Here is a 20838-nt window from a genome sequence, read left to right as displayed (position 1 = left end):
TGCGTGCGAATTTCGATGCTGGTGCAACGCGCTGCGCACTGTCAATCCGCGTCCACGCATCGTCTTGTAGGTCTGTTGCGCAGCGCACAGCCTGCGATATCGAGCGGCTTCCGGCCGGCGATGAGACCGGCAACACGTGGCAGATTCAGCGGACATGGCGCGATCGGACGGCGCCCGGCGACGTGCTCGCGTATCCTTCGCATCATCGCCGCGATCATTCCGGCGCTCGCAAGGCACCGCGGCATCGCCGCCTCCCAGCGATTCAGACTCCGGCCCGCGTCGGGCGCATGACATGCGTTGCGACATCCAACCGTCAACAGAGCGAGACAAACCAACCATGGTGGCAATGGCGACCGAACAGGTGATCAGCGTGCATCACTGGAACGACACGCTTTTCAGTTTCCGCACGACGCGCGATCCCGGTTTCCGCTTCGACAGCGGGCAGTTCGTGATGGTGGGACTGGAAGCGGAAGGCCGACCGCTGCTGCGCGCGTATTCGATCGCCAGTGCGAGCTGGGAAGAACACCTGGAGTTTTTTTCGATCAAGGTGCCCGATGGCCCGCTCACTTCGCGGCTGCAGCATCTGAAGGTCGGCGATGAAGTGATCGTCACGCGCAAGCCGACCGGCACGCTGGTGCTGAACGATCTGCGGCCGGGCAAACATCTCTATCTGCTGGGCACCGGCACCGGACTGGCACCGTTCCTCAGCATCGTGCGAGATCCGGAAACATACGAGCGTTTCGATCGCATCGTGCTGGCGCATGGCGTGCGCCACATAATTGACCTCGCCTATGCCGACTATCTGCAGCACGAGTTGCCGCAGCACGAATATCTCGGCGCGCTGGTGCGCGAGAAGTTGATCTATTACCCGAGCGTGACGCGCGAACATTTCAGGAATCGCGGCCGTATCACCGACGCGATTGCCGACGGATTGATGTGCGACACGATCGGCCTGCCGCCACTCAATCCGCTCACCGATCGCGTGATGCTGTGCGGCAGTCCGGCGATGCTCGACGATCTTGCTTCGCTGCTCGACGGTCGCGGCTTTCATGCTTCGCCGCGCACGCGCGAGCCAGGCGACTATGTGATCGAACGGGCCTTCGTCGAGAAGTAGCTGTCGTTCCGTTCAGCGCGCTGGCGCAAACCGTCCACTCCTGAAATGCTGCATACGGGTCGACGCTGTCGAGGAGTGGAAAGATGGAGATCGCGCTGTATGTCATCGCCGGGCTGCTGATCGTCGGCGGGCTCGCCGGCGCCATCTTGCCTGCGCTGCCCGGCATTCCGATGATCTTCGGCGGCATCTGGCTGGCGGCCGCGGTCGATCACTATCGGCATCTCGGTCTGTGGTGGCTGCTGATCATCGGCGCGCTCGGAGCGATCGGCGTGATCGCGGATTTCGCCGCGAGCGCGATGGGCGCCAAACGCGTCGGTGCCAGCAAGCTCGCCTTGTGGGGTGCAATGGCGGGCACGATCGTCGGGATGTTCCTCGGCATTCCCGGCCTGGTGTTCGGACCGTTCGTGGGCGCGATCGCGGGTGAGCTCGCATCCGGCAACAGCGTGTTGCGTTCGGCGCACGTCGGCATCGGCACGTGGATCGGCTTGCTGTTCGGCACGCTGTTGAAGCTGGTGATGTCGCTGGTGATGGTCGGCCTGTTCGGCCTGGCGATGCTGTTCGGCTGAATCAGGCCGGCGAACGCGGCAGCACGTACAACAGCACGGCGAGAAAATGCAGCACGCTGCCGGCAAGCACGAACACGTGCCACAGCGCGTGGTGATACGGCAGCCGTCGCCACAGGTAGAACGGCACGCCGAGCGTGTAGGCAACGCCGCCAGCAATGAGCAGACTCATGCCGCCGAATTGCAGATGCGCGCTGAGCGGCTTGAACGCCACCATGCCGATCCAGCCCATACCTACGTATAGCAGCACGGCCAATTTGTGATATCGCTTGAGCCAGCCGAGCTCCAGCGCACTGCCAACCAGCGCGAGCGTCCACACGGCGGCGAACAGGTTCCAGCCCCATCGACCAGGGAGCGCGATCAATGTGAATGGCGTATACGTGCCGGCGATCAGCAAGTAGATCGCAATGTGATCCAGCGCCCGCAGCGTCGGTTTGGCGCTGGCCAGCGACACCGAGTGATACAGCGTGGACGCGGTGTACAACAGCACCAGCGTGGTGCCGAACACGGCGCAGGCCGCGACATTCAACGCGCCGCCCTGTCGCACGGCGTACGCGACCAGCGTCGCGAGGCCGGCGATGCTGAGCACGATGCCGATGCCGTGGATGACGCTGCTGGCGAATTCGTCGCCGAGGGCGTGGCGTTCGGCGATGGCGCCGGACTGGACGTACATCGTGTTTCCTCCAGCGTGCGCGGTGGTTCGCCCACCCACCTTACCAGCCCAACTACGGCTCGCCGCATACGTTTGGCCGTCCACTTGCGGAACCAGCTCGGACAGGCATACGCTGCAGTCGCGACCGCACGATCCCCCTGCACGCGTTGCAGCGTGACGATCGCAACATCCCAAAACCGCTCGTCAGGAGGTCGCTTATGTCGTCCGCTAGCCTGGCTGTCGCTACTCGTCCGCACCCCGACGCTGCACGCATCGCCGCCATCAGCGCGGCCATCGCGTTCAACCTCGCCGTTGTACTCATCGTCTCGCGCCCGATCGGCGCCGTGCTGTTTTCACACGAAACGACCGCCGCACCCGTGACACAGATCCGCTGGATCGAGCCGGTCAAGGTCATACCGCAACCGCCGATGCCCGTCGTCAAGCCGCTGCCTCGTCCACCAGCCGTCCCGCATACCCAGCCGCGAACCATGCCGGCCACGCCGCCGGTCGTGGTGCCAACTGATCAAGGCAACATCGCCGCACCGTTAGTCACCGCGCCGAGCATCCATCCCGCGACGACGGCGCCGCCCGGGCCGGCGGTAAATGCCGCGCCGGTGGAAACTACCCTTGCCTATCTCGCCTCGCCGCTGAAATTTCCGACACAGGCCGTGCGCGAACGCATGCACGGCAACGTACTGCTGCGCGTACTAGTCGACGAAACCGGCAAGCCGATCGACGTGGTGATCGAGCAAAGCAGCGGCTACCCCGTGCTGGATCGCAGTGCCCGGGCGCAGGTGCTGGCGGCTTGGCGGTTCCAGCCGGCCGTGGTCGATGGCCGCGCCGTGCAGGCGTGGGCGCGGGTGCCGGTCACCTTCGACCTGCGCCAGCAGTAACACGGCAATACGCACCGGCCGCCCGGATGGCGGCCGGTCCGCCAGGCGTCTCATGGGCGGCGAATTGGACGGCAAATGCCGCCAGCGAATGGACAAAAAAAGCCACCCGGGAGCTTACGCAGCTTTAACAATGCGCATGCTCCACTGATCGCCATTACCCCTCTGGTTCGACACATGGGCAGATACAAAAATACCCTCAAGATCTTGCGGGAGATCGCGCTGGAATATGGCACCGCCAACCAGCCCGACCTCGCCTCGATGGCACGCGACATGGGTCGCGTGGTCCATCAGGAATCGCAGGTGTTGTCCAATGGGCTCGCGCCGTTGCGCGGGCGCGGGTTCGAACGCTGGCTGCTGGCCGAACGGAAAGATCCGGACATCAGCGTGCTGGTGATGGCCTGGCCGCCGAACTACCTCACGCCGATCCACGACCATGCGGGTTTGTGGGGTCTGGAGGTCGCGCTGGTCGGCGCGCTCGAAGTGCAATCCTATTCGCGCGATCCTGTCTCCGGCGAGTTGAAGATGGAAGGTCGTGACTGGCTCGGCCAGGGCGACGGCACCTGGTTCGAAGGTGTCGACACCCACGCGCATCGCTGTCGTAATTTGTCCAAGCACGACACGGCGCTGACGCTCCACGTTTATGGCGGCGATCTGACCCAGTACTTCGCCTACGAGCAGGAAGAGATCACCGGTCGATGGACGTCGCTGGCACAGCGCAGCGCCGTCGCCGGTCGCCTGCCTGCCTGAGCCACACCTACTTCGCTATCGGGAATTCCATGTTTCGACGAGTCGCCATCATCGGCGGCGGCGCCGCGGCAGCCACTTTGCTCAGCGAATTGCTGGAGCGACGGCCATCGCAACCGCTGCATCTAGATTGGTACACCGGCGGCGGTGCGCTGGCCCGCGGCATCGCCTATGGCACGACCTCCGATCGCCACCTGCTCAACGTACGTGCGGCATCGATGAGCATGTTTGCCGGCAAGCCGCGCGGCTTCCTCGATTTCGTGCAGCGCGACGATCCGACCATCACCGGCACCGATTTCCTGCCGCGTCGCCGCTATGGCGATTACCTCGAAGCCGAAGTCACGCGCTCCTTGCAGCAGGGCGTGGCGCACGGCCACGACGTCAACGTGATTCCGTTCGCGGTCGACGCACTGGTGCCCGAGCAGGACGGCATCACCGTGAACCATGGCGATGAAAGCCGTCGCGTGGATGCGGCCGTGCTGGCCCTCGGCGCGCTGTCGCCGCAACCGCTCAACGGCGTGGGCGACGACGTGCTCGAAAGCGGTCGTTACCTGGTCGATCCGTGGCAGCTGTTGCGCAACGCGACCCGCATCGGTCCGCCGCCGCGCAAGGTCGCACTGATCGGCATGGGCCTGACCGCCATCGACGTGCTGCTGGAACTCTCCGCGCTATGGCCGCAAACCGAATTCACCGCCATCTCGCGTCACGGCATGTTGCCCGAGGCACATCACCTTGCGGCAAGTGCGCCGGCCGACGACAGCGCCGAACTGATCGAGGCGATGCGCCAGACACCGGAAATCCGTTCGTGGATGCATCTGCTGCGCGAGGCGATGTCGCAGGAAGGCGACTGGCGCACCGTTCTGGACAGCCTGCGTCCGCACACGCCAAGCCTGTGGGGCGCGTTGCCACTCGACCAACGCGCGCGCTTCATGCGCCACGCACGCTGGGCATGGGAGCGCGCGCGGCATCGCATGCCGCCACAGGTGCATGAAAAAATCGCGACGCTCGAACGCGAAGGCCGGCTCCATCGCCAGCGCGGACGCATGCGCACCGTCGCGCTTTCCAGTGAAGGTTTGACGATGACGCTCGAACACGCCGGACACGCACGCTCTATCGATGCCGACATGGTCGTGCAGACCATCGGCCTGAACACCGACGTGCGCCGCACTGATCATCGCCTCGTGAGCCAGTTGCTCACCAACGCGCACATCACGCCCGACCCGCTCGGCCTCGGTGTCGGCGCATTGCCTGATGGACGGCTGCAACACGACGGCGCGCACTGGACGCGCCTGTTCGCGATCGGCAGCCTGCTGCGCGGCACGTTGTGGGAATCCACAGCGATGCCGGAAATCCGCCAGCAGGCGCGCAGCCTCGCCGACCAGTTGCTCGCCGGCTAGACCAGCCACAAACGACGCCTGCGGATGACACTCACCCTGCTCACCGCGTGCATTTTCCTGCTGCATCTGCTCGGCATCCTGACTGCCATGCACGCAGTCGTGCATACGCGCACGCCGCAAGGCGCGATTGGCTGGGTGCTCGGGCTCGTGCTGCTGCCGTATGTGACGCTGTTGCCGTATCTTTATCTCGGCGCGAGTCGCTTCAGCGGCTATCTCGCCCTGCATTCAACCACACTGACAACGACCAAGGCACCGGCCGGGGATCGCTCCGTCGAGCCCGGCTGCGAACGCTTTGCATCGATCGCTGCGTTGCAGGGCCGCCCGTTTCTCGCCGGCCACGCGTTGCGGTTGCTGATCGATGGCAATGCCGCGTTCGACGTGATGATCGCCGCGATGGCGAGCGCTGAACGCTGCCTGCTGGTGCAGTTCTTCATCTTCCGCGACGACGCGCTGGGTCGGCGCGTGCAACACGTGCTGCTGGAGCGCGCCGCCGCCGGCGTGGAAGTCTGCGTGTTGTTCGACGGCGTCGGCAGCCGTGATTTGCCGCATCACTACATCGCCGCGTTACGTGCTGGCGGCGTGGCGATTCATCCGTTCGCGACGCATCGCTGGCGCAATCGCTTCCAGTTGAATTTTCGCAATCACCGCAAGATCGTGGTGGTGGACGGCGTGCGCGGTTTCGTCGGCGGACTCAATGTCGGCGACGAATATCTCGGCCTCAAACCACCGCTGGCACCGTGGCGCGACACCCAGCTGGAATTGCGTGGGCCAGCGGTCGCCGATCTGCAACGGCTATTCGCGGAAAACTGGCAATGGATCACCGGCACGCAGCCAACCCTGCTGCCGACGCCACGTTGCGACGGCATTGCCAGTGCACTGATCGTGGCCAGCGGACCGGCCGACACGCGTGAAACGGCGTCGCTGTTTTTCACAGCGGCGATCGATGCGGCACGCGAGCGCGTGTGGCTCACTTCACCTTATTTCGTGCCCGATGCCGCGGTGCGCGCAGCACTGCAGCTCGCAGTGCTGCGCGGCGTCGACGTGCGCGTGCTGATTCCCTCGAGGCCGGATCACCAGACCGTGTTTCTCTCGTCCACGCTGCATGCGCATCAGGCAGTGCGCGCGGGCGTGCAGGTATTCCGCTACCAACCCGGCTTCCTCCACCAGAAAGCTTTGCTGGTGGACCACGACAGCGCCGCGATCGGCAGCATGAATTTGGACAGCCGATCGTTCCGGCTCAATTTCGAGGTGAGCGCGCTGATTGTCGACCGCACGTTCGCCAGCCAGGTGGAAGCGATGCTCGAAGCCGATTTCGCTCGTGCCGTGCGCATGGACGAAAGCGAATACCACGAGGCGCCTTACTTGCGCCGGGTGGCCATGCACGTCGCGCGACTGTTCGATCCGATCCTGTGATGATTCTTCCGCAAGGCCGTTATGATCGGCCTTCGTCATCGGTAGCCGAATCATGACTCGCCTTCTCGCCCTGATTGGATTTTTTCTGCTCGCCTTCGTCGCACACGCCGCGCAGCCATCGCGTTTCATCGAGCGCTCGACCAGCGTGCACGGAACAACCTATCGATATCGGCTTTTCGTTCCGGACGGCTGGACGGCCAAACGCTCGTGGCCAGTAGTGCTGTTTCTGCACGGCAGTGGCGAGCGCGGCAGCGACAACGAACGTCAGCTAAGCCAGGGTTTGCCGCCATGGCTGAAGGATCATGGCGATCATTTCCCGGCCGTGGTCGTCATCCCGCAGGCGCCGGAAGGCACGGCCTGGAACGGCGATGTCGAAGTGATGGCGCTACAGGCGCTGAAAGAAACCATCGATACCTATCACGGCGACCGCCGGCGCCTGTATCTCACCGGCTTGTCGATGGGCGGCTACGGCTCGTGGCAGATCGCAAAGGATCACCTTGGCATGTTCGCCGCGGCGGCGATCATCTGCGGCGGCATCAACCAGCCAAAGGATCCCGATCCGTTGTCCGTGCAAGGCATACCTGCCGGCACCAGCAACAGGCACGCATGGGTGGCGGCGCATATCGGCAAGCTGCCGGTGTGGATCTTCAACGGCGCGATCGATTCGGTGGTGCCGCCGGATGAATCGCATCGGATGAATGCAGCGCTCAAGGCACTCGGGGATGACGTGCGTTACACCGAATTTCCCGGCGTCGATCACGGCTCCTGGCCGATGGCCTATGCAACCGCCGAGCTGTGGCCGTGGATGTTTTCGCATCAGCTCGCGGGTGTGCACGCGCGTTGACGCTGGCCGCCGCTGAACTGAAGGATCAATCCTTGCGCGAGCGGCCGAAGCGCGTGCGCCAGTCGGCGCTGCAGATCGCCCACCCGATATACAAACCCAGCACCACGCCAAGCAATTCGCACGACACGCGCGTGCCGATGCCGTCGGGGTCGTGCACCAGCGCAAGTTCGGCTTTGAGCAACTCCAGCGATTGCAAGGGCGCGTAATTGAAATAGAACATGTCCCACAGATCGCCGCTGGCGGTGAGCGCCAGCGCCAGCAGAAAAGCCCAGCCGATCTCCGGGCCGTAACCCCAGCCGCTGCGTTTGCCGATCCAGTGAAAAAAGAAAAACAACAACACTGCAGCAAGCGTGGAAATAGCCCCGGCCTGCATGCCGCCGACGATGCCGAATCCCATCCACGACTGGTCGTAATGCATCGCGTGTTTTTCCGATCGGTGATGGCAGAACATGCATTATGTGCCATCGACGGCGGCCGCGACGCCCGCGCCCGAGTTCCTCTTCCCCCAAGAAACTTCAGCCCATGAATCCTTCCGCGAATACCCACGCCGCCCTGATCGTCGTCGACGTGCAGCCGGATTTCATGCCCGGCGGTCCGCTCGCCTGCCACGAGGGCGATGCCATCGTGCCGGGCATCGATGCGCTGCTGCGGCAGCGACTGTTCCGCCACGTGGTGGCCACGCAGGACTGGCATCCGCACGGGCACGCTTCATTCGCCAGCTCGCATCCCGGGCATGCGCCGTTCGAACAGATCACGCTGCATGGTCAGCCGCAAACACTGTGGCCGGATCACTGCGTGCAGGGAACGCCGGGCGCGGAACTTCATCCGGGCATCGACTGGTCGTCGCTGGATGCACTGATTCGCAAGGGCAGCGATCCCAACGTGGATTCGTACAGCGGCTTCCGCGAAAACCACGGTCCACATGGACAACGCCCCAGCACTGGCCTCGCCGGCTGGCTGCGCGAACGCGGCGTGGAAGATGTCGTCGTGTGCGGGCTGGCGCGCGATGTTTGCGTATTGTGGACCGCGCAGGACGCCATCGACCTCGGATTCCGCGTGCGATTCCTATGGGATTTGTGTCGACCCGTCACGCCGGATTCGGACCGCGCCACGCGCGAGACGCTGCAACAACTTGGCGTCACGATCGCGTGAGCCGTCCTTTCGAGTGACTTCGTTCGCGCTTTCGTGGCGCGTCGCTTTTTCTTCACGCCGCCACGTCGCAATTGCTTGTATTGCGTTATTTACCGGCGGTTCCGTACGACAGTAAGAACCTGCGCACGTCGACCGGCTTTCGTGAGTCGACGTGACCGGGGAGCCGCGTCGTGCCGGACCGGATGTTCCACTCAACGACATTCCACCGAGCAAGGGAGAAGAGAGTGATCACCAGGCGTTTTCTCAGCGTGGCTTTGAACACCGCGATCTGCGCAGGCGCGGCCGCGCTGATCGGTTGCAACCAGCAGCCCGCATCGCCGCAGGCGTCCGCGTCCGCAGGCGCGTCGACGGCACCCGCGATAGCACCAGCAGCGAGCGCTTCGACAGCGCAGGCACCGGCGTATGCACCACCGACCGCCGACCAGCTTTATCAACTGGTTGCGCCGATCGCGCTGTTTCCGGACAAGCTCGTGGCGCAGGTGCTGGCAGGCTCGACCTATCCCGATCAGGTTTCCGCCGCGGATACGTTCCTCGAACAGAACCAGAAACTGCAAGGCCCGGAGTTGCAGGACGCGGTGGATCCGCAGTCGTGGGATCCAAGCATCAAGGGCCTCACGGTATTTCCCAAAGTTCTCGACCAGATGGCGCAGAACATTCCGTGGACCACCGCGCTTGGCAATGCATACGCGAACGATCCGACTGACGTGCTGAACGCGATCCAGGTGATGCGCCAGCGCGCGTCGAAGCACGGCAGCCTGCGCAGCTCGGCGCAACTGCACGTGGTCAACCAGCCGTCCGCGCCGGTGGACACCAGCGTCGCGTACGCGCCTTCGGATGATGGCTATCAAACCGTCTACTCGGGCCCGTCCGTGGTGCCCGCGCCGGAGCAGACAATCGAAATTCTGCCGGCCGACCAGGACACGGTGTACGTGCCCGAATATGATCCGCAGACCGTGTACGGCGAAGAGGTCGAGAGCTACCCCGACTATCGCTATGAACAGCCCGGCTACAGCACCGGCGACATGGTCGCCACCGGTGCGCTGGCGTTCGGCGCAGGCATCGCGGTGGCATCGCTGTTCAATCATTCGCACCATCACGATCACGATCGCGACCGATCGAACTACGGCTGGAACAGCTGGGACATGCGCTGGCGCGGCAATCGCGACGGTGGCGGCAACGGCGATCGCGGTCACTGGCAGCGGCCTGCCGTGGTTCACGACAACACTGTCTATGTTTCAAAATCCACCACCATCGATCGGCGTGGCGACAACAACCACCGGGCCGGCAATCACAATGGCTTCGGTGCGCCCGGCCAACCGCCGCAGAATGCCGGCGCAATCCGTCCGCCTATGCCCATGCCGAACGAACCGGGCAACCATCTGGCCGGTCCGGCGCACGTGCACATGCCATCGCAGCAGCCGATGAACCGCCCCAACTTCAACGGTGCCCTGACCAAGGGTCAGCCCGCGCGTTTTGCGCACCCGGGAACGTTGCCGGGTAACCCGCCTGGCGTTCGTCCCGGCGTCGCGCCGATGCCGAATGGACGTCCATCGGAAATCGCCCACCAGCCGCACCTCAACATGCCGGGTGTTTCCGCGCCCGGTGCCGGCCGCGGACTCGCTGCTCATGGGCAGGACTTGCATGTTCCCGTTCCGAACGGACCGGTTCCGCATGCGCCGGTTGCGGGACAGGCGGCTCCGGGACAACCGCACATGCAGGGCGGCCGCAACGGTTCGATGCGCATTCCCGGCCAGCACATCGGCGTCGCTGCACCGTCGCGCCTCGCCCCGACGATGCCGACACGTGCGCCGGTCGAACACCTGCCGCAACGCGTTGCGCCCGTCATGCAACAGCCGATCACTTCGCCGCGACCGCAGGCGCCAATGATGCATCGCGACATTCCGCACACATCGCCCATGCAACAGCGCACACCGATGCCTGAGCGCCGCGAAACGCCGCGACCGATGCCGATGCCTCAACAACAACGCGAGGCGCCGCGGCCGATGCCCATGCAGCAACGGGAAGCACCACGACAGGCACCTATGCAGCAGCAACGCGAGGTACCCCGCCCGCAGATGATGCGACCGCAACAGACGGAACGGCCACAACAGGCGCCGCGACCCCAGCCGCAGGCGCACGGAAATCCGCCGACGAGAAATGAGGGACATCAGAAGAAGGACGACAAGCAGCACTGATCGCTGGCTGCCGTGATGGATCGATCGAAGGGACCGGCAACGGTCCCTTCGCGTGTCAGCCCGGCGCTCTGTTTTTCGGCGCGTGCCACATTTGCGGAAGCAGGATCGGAAACCATCCGGACGAGCGCGTTCGTGCATCCAGTTTCAGCAATTCGCGATCCTTGCTCAGCAACCACTGCGCCCCCGACGCCAGTGCGAGTTCGAGAAATTTCTGATCGTCCGCATCGGCACAAAGCGGGAGACGCGCATCCGCCGGCGTCATCGCGTCTTCGTCGAGATGTTGCACCAGCGCATCGAACGCGGCGCTGATCGCTGGTCGGTTGGCGTCGTCGATCGGCAGGCGCGGATAGTGCAACACGCGCTGCCATTCATCGCGGCAGTCGTCGCGCGTGACGGCCTGCACGACGCCGTTGCGCATCGCCGCCAGCACATGCGAACACATCGGCTCGTTGAACACGAACAGGTCAAGGCACACGTTGGTATCAAGCACGATGCGCGGAACGAGGGATCCGTCACGCTCCGTCGATTCACTCGGAACATTCGACTCAGGCATCGTTTTCGGACGTCGCGCCCACGTGCGCGTCGCCGTCCGCATCGATGTGGATGTTCAGCGTGATCGGGCGGCAGCACACCTGGCAATCCTCGACGTAGTTCTGGTCGCCTGCCGACGCATCGACCAGCACCTCGATCGGTTCGCCGCAATACGGGCATGAGATATCGCACGGCACAAGCATGGTCGGACTCGATGGATCGGAGCGCGCAGCTTGCCACATGCACGCTGGCACTCGCGTCGTGCGCGTTACAATCGATGCGACTCTCGCCGAGCCATATCGGCGCAACGCACTGCGACCACGGACCATCCACCGATGCTGCCTACGCCGAATCGACCGAGGATCGTGCACGTCGCCGGGCGTCCCTTCCTGAGCCAGGGCCTGCCGCGACGCATCTGGGACGACATCTACCACCGCGCGCTGACCGTGCGCTGGCCGGTGTTCTTCGGTCTGGTCGCGGCGATTTTTCTACTGCTCAACGCGGCCTTCGCCGGGCTCTACCAGTTCGGCACAGCGCCGATCGCGAACCAGTATCCGCAGGGTTTCGCCGGCGCGTTTTTCTTCAGCGTGGAAACGCTTTCCACTGTCGGCTACGGCGACATGCATCCGCAGACTGTGTACGCGCATGTGCTGGCCACGCTCGAAATCTTCACCGGCATGGTGTCCATCGCGTTGGTCACCGGCCTGATCTTTTCGCGCTTCTCGCGTCCGCGCGCCAAGATCATCTTCGCGGACCATCCGGTGGTGCGCGTCATCGACGGCAAATCCACGCTGATGGTGCGCGCGGCAAACACACGGCAGAACGTCATCGCCGAGGCGTTCGCGCAGTTGCACCTGCTGCGACTGGAAGTGTCACCGGAAGGTTTTCGCTGGCGCCGCATCCACGACCTGAAACTGGTGCGCGATCGTCATCCGATCTTCGTGCTGAGCTGGAGCCTGATGCACGTCATCGACGAAAGCAGCCCGCTCCATGGCGAAACGCCTGAATCACTCGAAGCCATGGACTCGGCCTTTCTGCTGAGCATTGAAGGCGTCGACGAAACGACGTCGCAATCCATGCTGGCTCGCCAACAATGGAGCCATCGCGCGCTGCGCTGGAACCATCGCTATCTCGACCTGGTCAGCGAGGGTGCCGACGGCACCAACATCATCGACTACACCGTGTTCCACGATGTACTGCCGATCGACGAGGGCGACAATCCGCCGGGGTGATCCGCACATCGCTGATCCGTGCATCGCGGGCATGACCTACACTTCTACTCTTTTCTGCGGACGACACCGATGGCCGGGCGCGAATTCGACAACTATCTCGTGCGTTCCGGCGCCACGCTCGAAGGCTCGCGCTTCACCGCGTATCTTGCGGTCACGCCGCGCGCCGGCGGTTTTCCGATGTACTTCGCGATCTGCGAAAACCGCAGCTTCCGCGACAAGGGCATCGCCGAAACAGCCGCAGCGAAAGCCATGACGGACATGAGCGGACTGGAAGAAGACGGCACGCCGATTTTCCCCGAAGGCTATACCGGCTTCGACGATTGACGATTCGCCGACTATCGCCCTTGGCATATCGCCGGGCCGTCGCCACATCCTGATCATTCCGCGCGCGCCGCGCGGCCTTTGATGCGTTCGCGCATCCTCTGCAGGAATTCCCATGGATCTGAAACTCGCAAACCGCACCGCCATCGTCACCGGCGGCAGCGCCGGCATCGGGCTGGCCATCGTCAACGCGCTGCTTGCCGAGGGCGTGTCCGTCGTGGTGCCCGGCCGCAGCAAGGCCAAGCTCGACCAGGCGATTCCCGACGGCGCCAAGGTGCGCAAAGTCGTCGCCGACCTCGCCACGGCGGAAGGCGCCGCCGCGCTGATCCGCGAAGTGCCCGACGCAGACATCCTGATCAATAACCTCGGCATCTACGAAGCCAAGCCGTTCGCGCAGATCAGCGACGACGACTGGATGCAGATGTTCGAAACCAACGTGTTGAGCGGCGTTCGCCTTTCGCGCCACTACTTTCCGCGCATGCTGGCGAACAACTGGGGTCGGGTGATTTTCATCTCGAGCGAATCAGGCGTCATGACGCCCGCGGAGATGATCCACTACGGCGTCAGCAAATCATCGCAGCTGGCCGTGTCGCGCGGCATGGCTGAATTGACCAAGGGCACTGCGGTCACCGTCAATGCCGTGCTGCCGGGGCCGACGCGCTCCGAGGGCATCGTCGATTTCATCAAGAGCGCGGTGACGCCCAATCTCAGCGCCGCGGATGCAGAAAGCGAGTTCTTCTCGAAACATCGCAGCAGCTCGCTGTTACAGCGGTTGATCGAAAGCGAGGAAGTCGCCAGCCTGGTGACCTATCTGGCCAGCCCGCTGTCGGCCGCTACCAACGGTGCGGCATTGCGAGTCGAAGGCGGGTTGCTGCGCTCGATCGCCTGACTCGCTGCGCGAGCTCACGCAGCGGCGAGTTCGCGCAGTTTTGCCACCGCCGCCGGAATCGCCGAGGGCGCGTCGACAGTGACGATTTTCGAGCGCTCGTCGTCGTGCAGTCCGTCTTCCATTTCGTGCGCCCAGGTCACGTGGTACGGCACGTGCACGCCCCAGCCGCCAAGACGTACCACCGGTTCCACGTCGGAGCGCAGCGAGTTGCCGACCATCGCGAACTGATCCGGCCGCAGCGAGAATCCGGACAGCACGCGCAGATACGTGTCAGCGTCTTTCTCCGACACGATCTCGATGCGCTGGAACAGATCGGCCAGGCCCGATTGCGCCACTTTCTTTTCCTGATGAAAAAGATCGCCCTTGGTGATCAGCACCACATCGTGATGGCACGACACTTCCTCGATCGCCGCGCGGATGCCGGGCAACAATTCCACCGGGTGCTGCAGCACGCGCTTGCCGATTTCCACCAGCCGATGGATGTCTGATGCGGAAATACGCTTGTTGGTGATCGCGATGGCCGTCTCCACCATCGACAGCGTCATGCCCTTGGCGCCGTAACCGAACAGCTTGAGGTTGCGTCGCTCGGTCTCCAGCATCGTGTCGTTCACGTGGCCATCTTCGAGGTCCACATAGTTGCCGAGGATGCTGATGAATTCCTCGTTGGCATGGCGGTAATAGTCTTCGCTGCGCCAGAGCGTATCGTCGCCATCGAAACCGATCAGTTGCAGCATGCCGCACCCTTTTGTGTCGCAGGCGCACGATACGCGCGCCAGGCCGGCCTATGATAAACATCGTTTTTGCCGATATCGACGGAGTTGTCATGAACAGTCACTGCGATCATCTCGATACCATCAAGGACGTGACGCCCAGCGCGCGCGGTTGCGAGGAATGCCTGAAAACGGGCGACGAATGGCTGCACCTGCGCATCTGCCGAACCTGCGGCCACGTCGGTTGTTGCGACGACTCGCCGAACCGCCACGCCAGCAAGCATTTTCACCACACGCAACATCCGATCATCGAAGGCTACGACCCACCCGAAGGCTGGGGCTGGTGCTACATCGACGACGCCATGTTCGACCTGCGTGACCGCAAGACACCACAGCTCGGCCCGATCCCTCGCTACTACTGATCCGGACATCAACGCCATGGCCACACTCAGCAGAGTGCTGTTGCAGACGACGATCCCCACCACCGTCGACGACTGGCACATTGGTCGTTTCAGTTTGCTGCGCAAGTACCTCGCCGACTTGCGCGATGCCGACGGCGAACCCTTGTTCGACGTCGTGGCACGCGATCGCGATGCGAACGGTGCACCTGATCGCGTGTTGTCCACGCTCGACACCTCGTCGTTCGACGAAATGTGGCTGTTCGCGGTGGACACCGGCAACGGACTCACCGAGGAAGACTGCGCCGCCATCACGCGCTTCCACCAGCGCGGCGGCGGGCTGATGGTGACGCGCGATCACATGGATCTCGGCTGCTCCGTATGCACACTGGGCGGTGTTGGCGCAGCACATTTCTTCCACTCGAAGAATCCCGAACCCGATGCGTCGCGCCATCATGTCGACGACACCATCACCACCGACATCTCGTGGCCGAACTATCACTCCGGTGCCAACGGTGATTTCCAGCACGTCCACATCAGCATGCCGCTGCATCCGGTGCTGACCGATCCCGAATCACCTGACGGCGCTCTGCACTCGCTGCCCGCGCATCCACATGAAGGTGCCGTCGGCAAGCCGGCCAATGATCCGAGCGCCCGCGTCATTGCCACCGGCCGCAGCAAGTTGAGCAACACGGCATTCAACCTCGCAGTGGCGTTCGAAGCTTCCGTCGATGGCGGCCCGGCGATCGCGCAATCCACCTTCCATCATTTCGCCGATTACAACTGGAATCCCGCATCGGGCGCGCCCAGCTTCGTCTCCGAACCGCCCGGCGATGCGCTCGCCCACGCACCCGAAGCGCAGCGATCGATCGAACGCTACGTGCGCAATCTCGCGCTGTGGCTGGCCGGGCGACCGGTGGATACGCCAGCTGTCATCTGATGCGACGCCTGCACGCGGGAATGACTTCGTTTCGTATCGACCAAAGGAGTCATCGTCATGCGCCATATCAGCAGCTTGAAGTTCATGCTACTCGGTGGATTATTCAGTCCCTTCCCGCTATTTGCCAACGCAGGCGATTCGCAAGCAGCGTGGATACGGCTGCACGAAACCGTTCGCGTCACTGGCGTCATTCTCAAGGGGATTTCCAGGCCCTCGCCACTAAGCGATCTCCGCGCTGGAGCGTATTCCTACGTGAAGCTGGACCATCCCATCAATTTTGTAGACAGCGATGGAACAGCCGTCGGGCGCACCTTTCGACACCAGCTAACTGGGCATCGGTGCCAGCAAGACGGCATTGGCTGTAAGCCTTGGGCAAAATTACGGGAAGCACGTAGCGCTTGTGGGACACGTCAATGCCTCGGTCGATACGACGCACTTTGACTTGCAATTCGATGTCACGCAACCGATAGAACCCGCCAGACAGTGATTCACGAAAATACCCCCGACGACACGCGTCGCTGAGTCGATGGAAGCCGCGTGACGAACCGTGGCGAGCGGTACGCTCAGGTCAGGTCACCTGATTACCCAGCATCAGGTTGATGCCGAGTGCGGTCGCCAGTTCGCGCAGCGGTTCCGCATCGCGGGTCAGTGTCATGAAACCGGCGTAGGTATCGCCGTCGGTTTCCCACGCCCACAGCGTGTAACCGTGTTCGGCGAGGCGATCGTAGGCGATGGAGAAGAGTTCGGCGCAATCCATGTCGTCGAAGAACTCGTCGTCGACCGGGTCGCCGTTCCAGTCGATCGAGAGGTTCCAGCGCGACGAGAGTTCGTCGACGGCCTGGATCAGCGAGCGCATGTCCTGCGCGTCGATGATGAAACCCGAACGCCAGTCGATCGCACGGCCGATCACCGCAATCGGCTCGATGTCGTCCGCGTCGACATCGGCGACCGCTTCGCGATAGTCGGTGAACTGCAGCAACGCGGTTTCTTCGTCGCCGGGGTTGATCAGCAACAGGAATTGCCAGACTTTCGCCTCGACCGAATCTTCGTCGAGATCGTCGAACGCATGCTCGGCGTCGAAGTCTTCTTCGAAATCGCTCATGCGCCAACCCGCTGACGCACGGCTTCGAAGTCGCGCACCGGACGAATTTCCACGCAGCCGTTTTCGATCCATGGAATCTGCGACGCGATACGCACCGCTTCGTCCATGTCCGCCGCTTCGATCAGCTGGAAGCCGCCGAGATATTCCTTGGTTTCGGCAAAGGGGCCGTCGAAAACGCTGATCTTGTTGTTGCGGCTGCGCACCGATTTCGCCGTGGCAGGTTCTTCGAGTTGTTGCGTATCCAGCAGCTGGCCATGGGCTTTCAGCTCGTCGGCGTGCTTGATGCACTGATGCATGCGCGCGTCGAATTCGCCTTCCGGCAGCGCCTGCAACATCGATTCGTCGGGGTAGATCATCAGCATGAACTTCATGGTTGGCCTCGGTGGGGACAAAGCAACCTGCCAACTGTAACCCGCCCGCGCCGCTGGGCAATGGGATACTTGCCGCTTACTTCGACGCGAATGCCGCCATGCACGAATCGCCTGCCAGCTTTGCCAGCCGTCCGATCGCGTTCGTGCGTTCGCCTTATGCGCGGCGCATCGATGCGCCGCACCAGCCGACGGTGGTGGAAGGTACCGAGAGCGGCGCATCGTCCGAAGCGATCATCGAATTCATCGAGGGGTTTCCCGCGGCGGCGTTCCGTGACCTCGCGGGATTCGAGCGCATCTGGCTGATCTTCGCGTTCCATCGCAGTGACGGCTGGAAGGCCGAAGTGCGACCGCCGCGCGGTGGTGGAAAACGCAGCGTACTAGCCACGCGCTCGCCGCACCGACCCAATGCCATTGGCCTGTCGGCGGTCGAACTGATCGCCGTGGAATCGCACGCATTGCGCGTGCGTGGCATGGACTTGCTCGACGGCACGCCGATCCTCGACATCAAGCCTTACGTGCCTTACGCCGATGCTTTTCCCGATGCGCGCGCAGGCTGGATCGATGCCATCGACGCCACTCAGGGCCAGCATTCGGCGCCGGGACCGAAGCGGCCGCGCAGCAAACCTCCTGGCTGAAGGCGACGCGCGTCGCCGTGATTCCACGCGGTGTCACACACATGTCGCCGCACTGTCCGAGGATCTGAGATGCGCGCCGGCTAAGGTGCTCTCGCCCGAGCGGACCCCTCCGATGACGGCGCCGAACACTGGCAGTGGTCGGTTCAAACTTTGCCGCGCCGGATCGTTCCGACGCGGCTTTTTTGTGTCCGACACTTCGTCGTTCGGCGATGACATTGAAGTCAACGACGGGCGCCATACTCGTGGCGCAATGAATCGCGACGTCAGCTCAGCGCGACGGTGCGTCGATCGGCGTGGCTTCCTTCATCGGTACGCCGAAATCGGGCGTGCCGTCGTCGCGCCAGTGGAACGGCTGGATGTGCGGCGCACGCTTGCTGGTGCACTTCATTCCCGCACCTGAGTTGGCGTGATAGATGATCCAGTCCTCGCGACCATCGGGCGATTTGAAAAAACCGTTGTGACCCGGCGCATACACATTGTTTTCAACCGACTGTGCGAGCGCCGGCTGCGAAGATTTGGTCCACGACAATGGACTGGTCGGGTCTGCGCTGGCCTGCGCTGTCAGCAGGCCCAGCGCGTAACCATCCGACCAGCACGCGCTGGCCGAATAGGTGAGAAATAATTTGCCCGACGGCCCTTGAAGGAACTCCGGCCCCTCGAGAATCTTGCGGCCACCCTGCATTTCCCAACTGAAGGTCGGCTGCGCGATATCCACCTGCGGCTTGGACAGCGTCCATGGATTGCGCATCGGCGCAATGATCAGATCGCTGTGGTCGCCGATGTACGCGGAGTACACGAAGTACAGATTGCCGTTCAACTCGAACACGGTGCCGTCGATGCCGTTGTGATCGGTCTGCAACATGCCGCGATCGACCCACGGACCCAGCGTCGGATCGTCCGAAGCGTTCTCCAGCACGAAGCTGTGGCGATGCGCATCATCGTCATGCAGGCGATCGGCGGCGCTGTAGTAGAGGTACCACTTGCCACGCAGATAGTGCAGTTCCGGCGCCCACACCGAGGTCGAGTTCGGTCCGTTCTTCGGCGCACGCCACACCGTCACCGGTGAGGCTTCGGAAAGCCGCGCCATGTCGCGCGTTTTCCACAATGCGATGCGATCGCCGAGCGTGTTGGTGTAGTAGTACCAGCCGTCGCGCTGCGCGACCCACGGATCAGGACCGGATGGCAAAAGCGGATTGGTGAACGTCTCTTTTGCGCTGTCCGCGACTGCTGCGTGCGGGGAAGCACACAGCAGCGCGGCGGCGAAAGTGGCGGCGAGGAAATTTCGCAGCGGCATCGAGTGGCCTTTGTGTTTGATTCGGCGTCTTACTGACCAATCTCGCGCAGCCGCTTGCCGGCCATCAGGTTGCGTTCGATCTGCTCCAGCGTGACGCCCTTGGTTTCAGGCACGAACCATATGGTGAGGAAGATGAAGACCACATTGAAGGCGGCATACAACCAGAACGTGGTGGCGTTGCCGATGCTGTTGAGTAGAGGGAGGAAGGATATGCCCACCAGATAGTTGGCGGCCCAGTTAGTGAAAGTCGAGCAGCCAATACCGAAATCACGACCTTTGAGTGGCTGCACTTCCGCACACAGTGTCCAGATCAACGGGCCGGCGGACATCGCAAAACCGACGATGAAGATCAGCAGCATGCCGACAGTAAATAATTGCTGACTGTGGGTGTGAATACCCAGATGCATCATCGTGCCAACGGTGCCTAAACCAAGCGCCATCACCACGAATCCGGCATACAAAATCGGCTTGCGTCCAAGCTTGTCGACAAGGCCGATCGCAATGAAGGTGGCCAGCACATTGGTAAGGCCAACCGCCACCGTGGACCACATCTGCGTCTCGGTGTTTGAACCCATGCCCTCGAAGATCCGCGGCGAGTAATACATCATGACGTTCATGCCGGTGAGCTGTTGCATCACCTGCAACAGCACGCCCAAGCCGACCGAGCGACGGAAGTTGGAGTTCTCCTGAAACAGATGCCAGCCGCGCTGCGGCGTCTTCAACTGTTCGGCGATGTCGTTCAACTCATGCTCAACCACGCTGCGGTCGCCACGAAGTTTCTCCAGCACCTGCTCGGCTTCGGCGCGGCGACCGCGCATCATCAGCCAGCGCGGGCTGTAAGGCAGGAAGAACACACCGATTAAGAACAGCGCCCCGGGAATCGCAATGATGCCCAGCATCCAACGCCAGTTACCCGAATAGCTGAAAGCGGTATCGGAGAGAAACGCCGCCAGGATGCCGATGGTGATCATCAGCTGATACAGGGAAATCATAGAACCGCGAATTTTCTCCGGCGCGATTTCCGCCAGATACAGAGGTGCGGTGAAACTGGCAATGCCGATGGCGAGCCCGAGAACGACTCGCGCCACGATCAGCACCTCCGCCGACCAGGCAAATGCGCAAAGAATCGAGCCAGCGACAAACAGCACCGCGCCGAGAATCAGCGAACGCTTGCGACCGAGTGTATTGGACATCCATGCAGCGCTCAGCGCTCCGATCGCGGCGCCGGCCATCATGATGCTGACGATCCATCCGATCATGGTGTCACTGACGCCGAACTCATGCTGGATGAATTTCTGCGCGCCGGAGATCACGCCGACGTCCAGCCCGAACATCAGGCCTGCCAGCGCCGCAAGGATGCAGGTGAAGACGGCCGTTGCCTTCGGATGAAGCGGCGGTGCTGCGGTGGCATTCATGGTTGGCTCCCTTTGGATGGGTGCGCCGGCGCA

At 62.9% G+C, this 20838-nt stretch carries 24 protein-coding genes; 15 read left to right on the top strand and 9 right to left on the bottom strand.

Features of this window, described 5'->3' with window-relative positions; genetic code table 11:
- The first annotated feature begins 337 nt into the window (after positions 1-337).
- Positions 338-1114 carry a ferredoxin--NADP reductase gene (locus tag GSQ73_RS05145; RefSeq protein WP_158881756.1) on the top strand — a complete coding sequence of 259 codons (777 nt, stop codon included), beginning with the start codon at positions 338-340 and terminating at the stop codon, positions 1112-1114.
- 83 nt (positions 1115-1197) lie between these two features.
- The gene (locus GSQ73_RS05140) at positions 1198-1680 is read left to right on the top strand and encodes a DUF456 domain-containing protein (protein ID WP_158881606.1); all 483 of its coding nucleotides are present in this window, start codon (positions 1198-1200) and stop codon (positions 1678-1680) included.
- 1 nt (position 1681) lies between these two features.
- Here the strand turns inward: GSQ73_RS05140 and GSQ73_RS05135 are convergent, their stop codons facing one another.
- The gene (locus GSQ73_RS05135; RefSeq protein WP_158881604.1) at positions 1682-2350 is read right to left on the bottom strand and encodes a hemolysin III family protein; all 669 of its coding nucleotides are present in this window, start codon (positions 2348-2350) and stop codon (positions 1682-1684) included.
- A gap of 197 nt (positions 2351-2547) precedes the next feature.
- Between GSQ73_RS05135 and GSQ73_RS05130 the strand changes: the two genes are divergently transcribed.
- From GSQ73_RS05130 to GSQ73_RS05110, 5 genes are all read left to right on the top strand, one after another.
- On the top strand, positions 2548-3222 hold the full coding sequence (locus tag GSQ73_RS05130; protein ID WP_158881602.1) for an energy transducer TonB: 675 nt from the start codon (positions 2548-2550) through the stop codon (positions 3220-3222).
- Positions 3223-3396: 174 nt separating this feature from the next.
- Positions 3397-3969, top strand: coding sequence for a cysteine dioxygenase family protein (locus GSQ73_RS05125; protein ID WP_158881600.1), 573 nt, complete (start codon positions 3397-3399; stop codon positions 3967-3969).
- A gap of 29 nt (positions 3970-3998) precedes the next feature.
- A complete protein-coding gene (locus tag GSQ73_RS05120; protein ID WP_158881598.1) occupies positions 3999-5363 on the top strand; it encodes an FAD/NAD(P)-binding protein in 1365 nt (454 codons plus the stop codon).
- 24 nt (positions 5364-5387) lie between these two features.
- Positions 5388-6776, top strand: coding sequence for a cardiolipin synthase (gene cls, locus GSQ73_RS05115; protein WP_158881596.1), 1389 nt, complete (start codon positions 5388-5390; stop codon positions 6774-6776).
- 52 nt (positions 6777-6828) lie between these two features.
- A complete protein-coding gene (locus GSQ73_RS05110; RefSeq protein WP_158881594.1) occupies positions 6829-7620 on the top strand; it encodes a dienelactone hydrolase family protein in 792 nt (263 codons plus the stop codon).
- A gap of 25 nt (positions 7621-7645) precedes the next feature.
- Here the strand turns inward: GSQ73_RS05110 and GSQ73_RS05105 are convergent, their stop codons facing one another.
- The gene (locus GSQ73_RS05105; protein WP_158881592.1) at positions 7646-8038 is read right to left on the bottom strand and encodes a hypothetical protein; all 393 of its coding nucleotides are present in this window, start codon (positions 8036-8038) and stop codon (positions 7646-7648) included.
- Between the two features lie 104 nt (positions 8039-8142).
- Here GSQ73_RS05105 and pncA point away from each other — a divergent pair, with 104 nt between their 5' ends.
- The gene (pncA, locus tag GSQ73_RS05100; RefSeq protein WP_158881591.1) at positions 8143-8772 is read left to right on the top strand and encodes a bifunctional nicotinamidase/pyrazinamidase; all 630 of its coding nucleotides are present in this window, start codon (positions 8143-8145) and stop codon (positions 8770-8772) included.
- Positions 8773-8996: 224 nt separating this feature from the next.
- Positions 8997-10967 carry a DUF3300 domain-containing protein gene (locus GSQ73_RS05095; RefSeq protein WP_158881589.1) on the top strand — a complete coding sequence of 657 codons (1971 nt, stop codon included), beginning with the start codon at positions 8997-8999 and terminating at the stop codon, positions 10965-10967.
- A 55-nt stretch (positions 10968-11022) separates the two neighbouring features.
- Here GSQ73_RS05095 and GSQ73_RS05090 read toward each other — a convergent pair whose 3' ends face one another.
- Together GSQ73_RS05090 and GSQ73_RS05085 are read right to left on the bottom strand one after the other, a co-directional pair.
- Positions 11023-11520, bottom strand: coding sequence for a putative toxin-antitoxin system toxin component, PIN family (locus GSQ73_RS05090; protein WP_158881587.1), 498 nt, complete (start codon positions 11518-11520; stop codon positions 11023-11025).
- Positions 11513-11701: a CPXCG motif-containing cysteine-rich protein gene (locus tag GSQ73_RS05085; RefSeq protein ID WP_158881585.1), complete on the bottom strand. Its 189-nt coding sequence runs from the start codon at positions 11699-11701 to the stop codon at positions 11513-11515. Before GSQ73_RS05085 ends, GSQ73_RS05090 begins: the two co-directional genes overlap by 8 nt.
- Before the next feature lie 132 nt (positions 11702-11833).
- Between GSQ73_RS05085 and GSQ73_RS05080 the strand changes: the two genes are divergently transcribed.
- The 3 genes from GSQ73_RS05080 to GSQ73_RS05070 all read left to right on the top strand — a co-directional run bounded on the left by GSQ73_RS05080 (position 11834) and on the right by GSQ73_RS05070 (position 13940).
- On the top strand, positions 11834-12730 hold the full coding sequence (locus GSQ73_RS05080; RefSeq protein WP_158881583.1) for an ion channel: 897 nt from the start codon (positions 11834-11836) through the stop codon (positions 12728-12730).
- A 69-nt stretch (positions 12731-12799) separates the two neighbouring features.
- On the top strand, positions 12800-13054 hold the full coding sequence (locus GSQ73_RS05075; RefSeq protein ID WP_158881581.1) for a hypothetical protein: 255 nt from the start codon (positions 12800-12802) through the stop codon (positions 13052-13054).
- Between the two features lie 112 nt (positions 13055-13166).
- Positions 13167-13940 (top strand): SDR family oxidoreductase, encoded by a 774-nt coding sequence (locus GSQ73_RS05070; protein WP_158881579.1) that lies wholly within the window; start codon positions 13167-13169, stop codon positions 13938-13940.
- A gap of 14 nt (positions 13941-13954) precedes the next feature.
- Here the strand turns inward: GSQ73_RS05070 and GSQ73_RS05065 are convergent, their stop codons facing one another.
- On the bottom strand, positions 13955-14674 hold the full coding sequence (locus GSQ73_RS05065; RefSeq protein WP_158881577.1) for an HAD family hydrolase: 720 nt from the start codon (positions 14672-14674) through the stop codon (positions 13955-13957).
- Positions 14675-14763: 89 nt separating this feature from the next.
- Here GSQ73_RS05065 and GSQ73_RS05060 point away from each other — a divergent pair, with 89 nt between their 5' ends.
- Together GSQ73_RS05060 and GSQ73_RS05055 are read left to right on the top strand one after the other, a co-directional pair.
- Positions 14764-15072 carry a UBP-type zinc finger domain-containing protein gene (locus tag GSQ73_RS05060; RefSeq protein WP_158881575.1) on the top strand — a complete coding sequence of 103 codons (309 nt, stop codon included), beginning with the start codon at positions 14764-14766 and terminating at the stop codon, positions 15070-15072.
- 16 nt (positions 15073-15088) lie between these two features.
- Entirely contained in the window at positions 15089-15988 is a 900-nt protein-coding gene (locus GSQ73_RS05055; RefSeq protein WP_158881573.1) for a hypothetical protein, read from the top strand.
- Positions 15989-16556: 568 nt separating this feature from the next.
- Here GSQ73_RS05055 and GSQ73_RS05050 read toward each other — a convergent pair.
- Together GSQ73_RS05050 and GSQ73_RS05045 are read right to left on the bottom strand one after the other, a co-directional pair.
- The gene (locus tag GSQ73_RS05050; RefSeq protein WP_158881571.1) at positions 16557-17090 is read right to left on the bottom strand and encodes a hypothetical protein; all 534 of its coding nucleotides are present in this window, start codon (positions 17088-17090) and stop codon (positions 16557-16559) included.
- A complete protein-coding gene (locus tag GSQ73_RS05045; protein WP_158881569.1) occupies positions 17087-17461 on the bottom strand; it encodes a YciI family protein in 375 nt (124 codons plus the stop codon). Before GSQ73_RS05045 ends, GSQ73_RS05050 begins: the two co-directional genes overlap by 4 nt.
- A 98-nt stretch (positions 17462-17559) precedes the next feature.
- Here GSQ73_RS05045 and tsaA point away from each other — a divergent pair, with 98 nt between their 5' ends.
- Positions 17560-18096 carry a tRNA (N6-threonylcarbamoyladenosine(37)-N6)-methyltransferase TrmO gene (gene tsaA / locus GSQ73_RS05040; protein ID WP_158881568.1) on the top strand — a complete coding sequence of 179 codons (537 nt, stop codon included), beginning with the start codon at positions 17560-17562 and terminating at the stop codon, positions 18094-18096.
- 268 nt (positions 18097-18364) lie between these two features.
- Here the strand turns inward: tsaA and GSQ73_RS05035 are convergent, their stop codons facing one another.
- Positions 18365-19390: a glycoside hydrolase family 43 protein gene (locus GSQ73_RS05035; RefSeq protein ID WP_158881566.1), complete on the bottom strand. Its 1026-nt coding sequence runs from the start codon at positions 19388-19390 to the stop codon at positions 18365-18367.
- 29 nt (positions 19391-19419) lie between these two features.
- Complete coding sequence (locus tag GSQ73_RS05030) at positions 19420-20805, bottom strand: sugar porter family MFS transporter (protein WP_158881564.1); 1386 nt, start codon at positions 20803-20805, stop codon at positions 19420-19422.
- Positions 20806-20838: the final 33 nt, after the last annotated feature.

The sequence above is a fragment of the Rhodanobacter sp. L36 genome (genome assembly GCF_009765755.1).
In the GTDB taxonomy this organism is placed as follows: domain Bacteria; phylum Pseudomonadota; class Gammaproteobacteria; order Xanthomonadales; family Rhodanobacteraceae; genus Rhodanobacter.
This window is presented reverse-complemented; position numbering and strand designations above follow the sequence as displayed.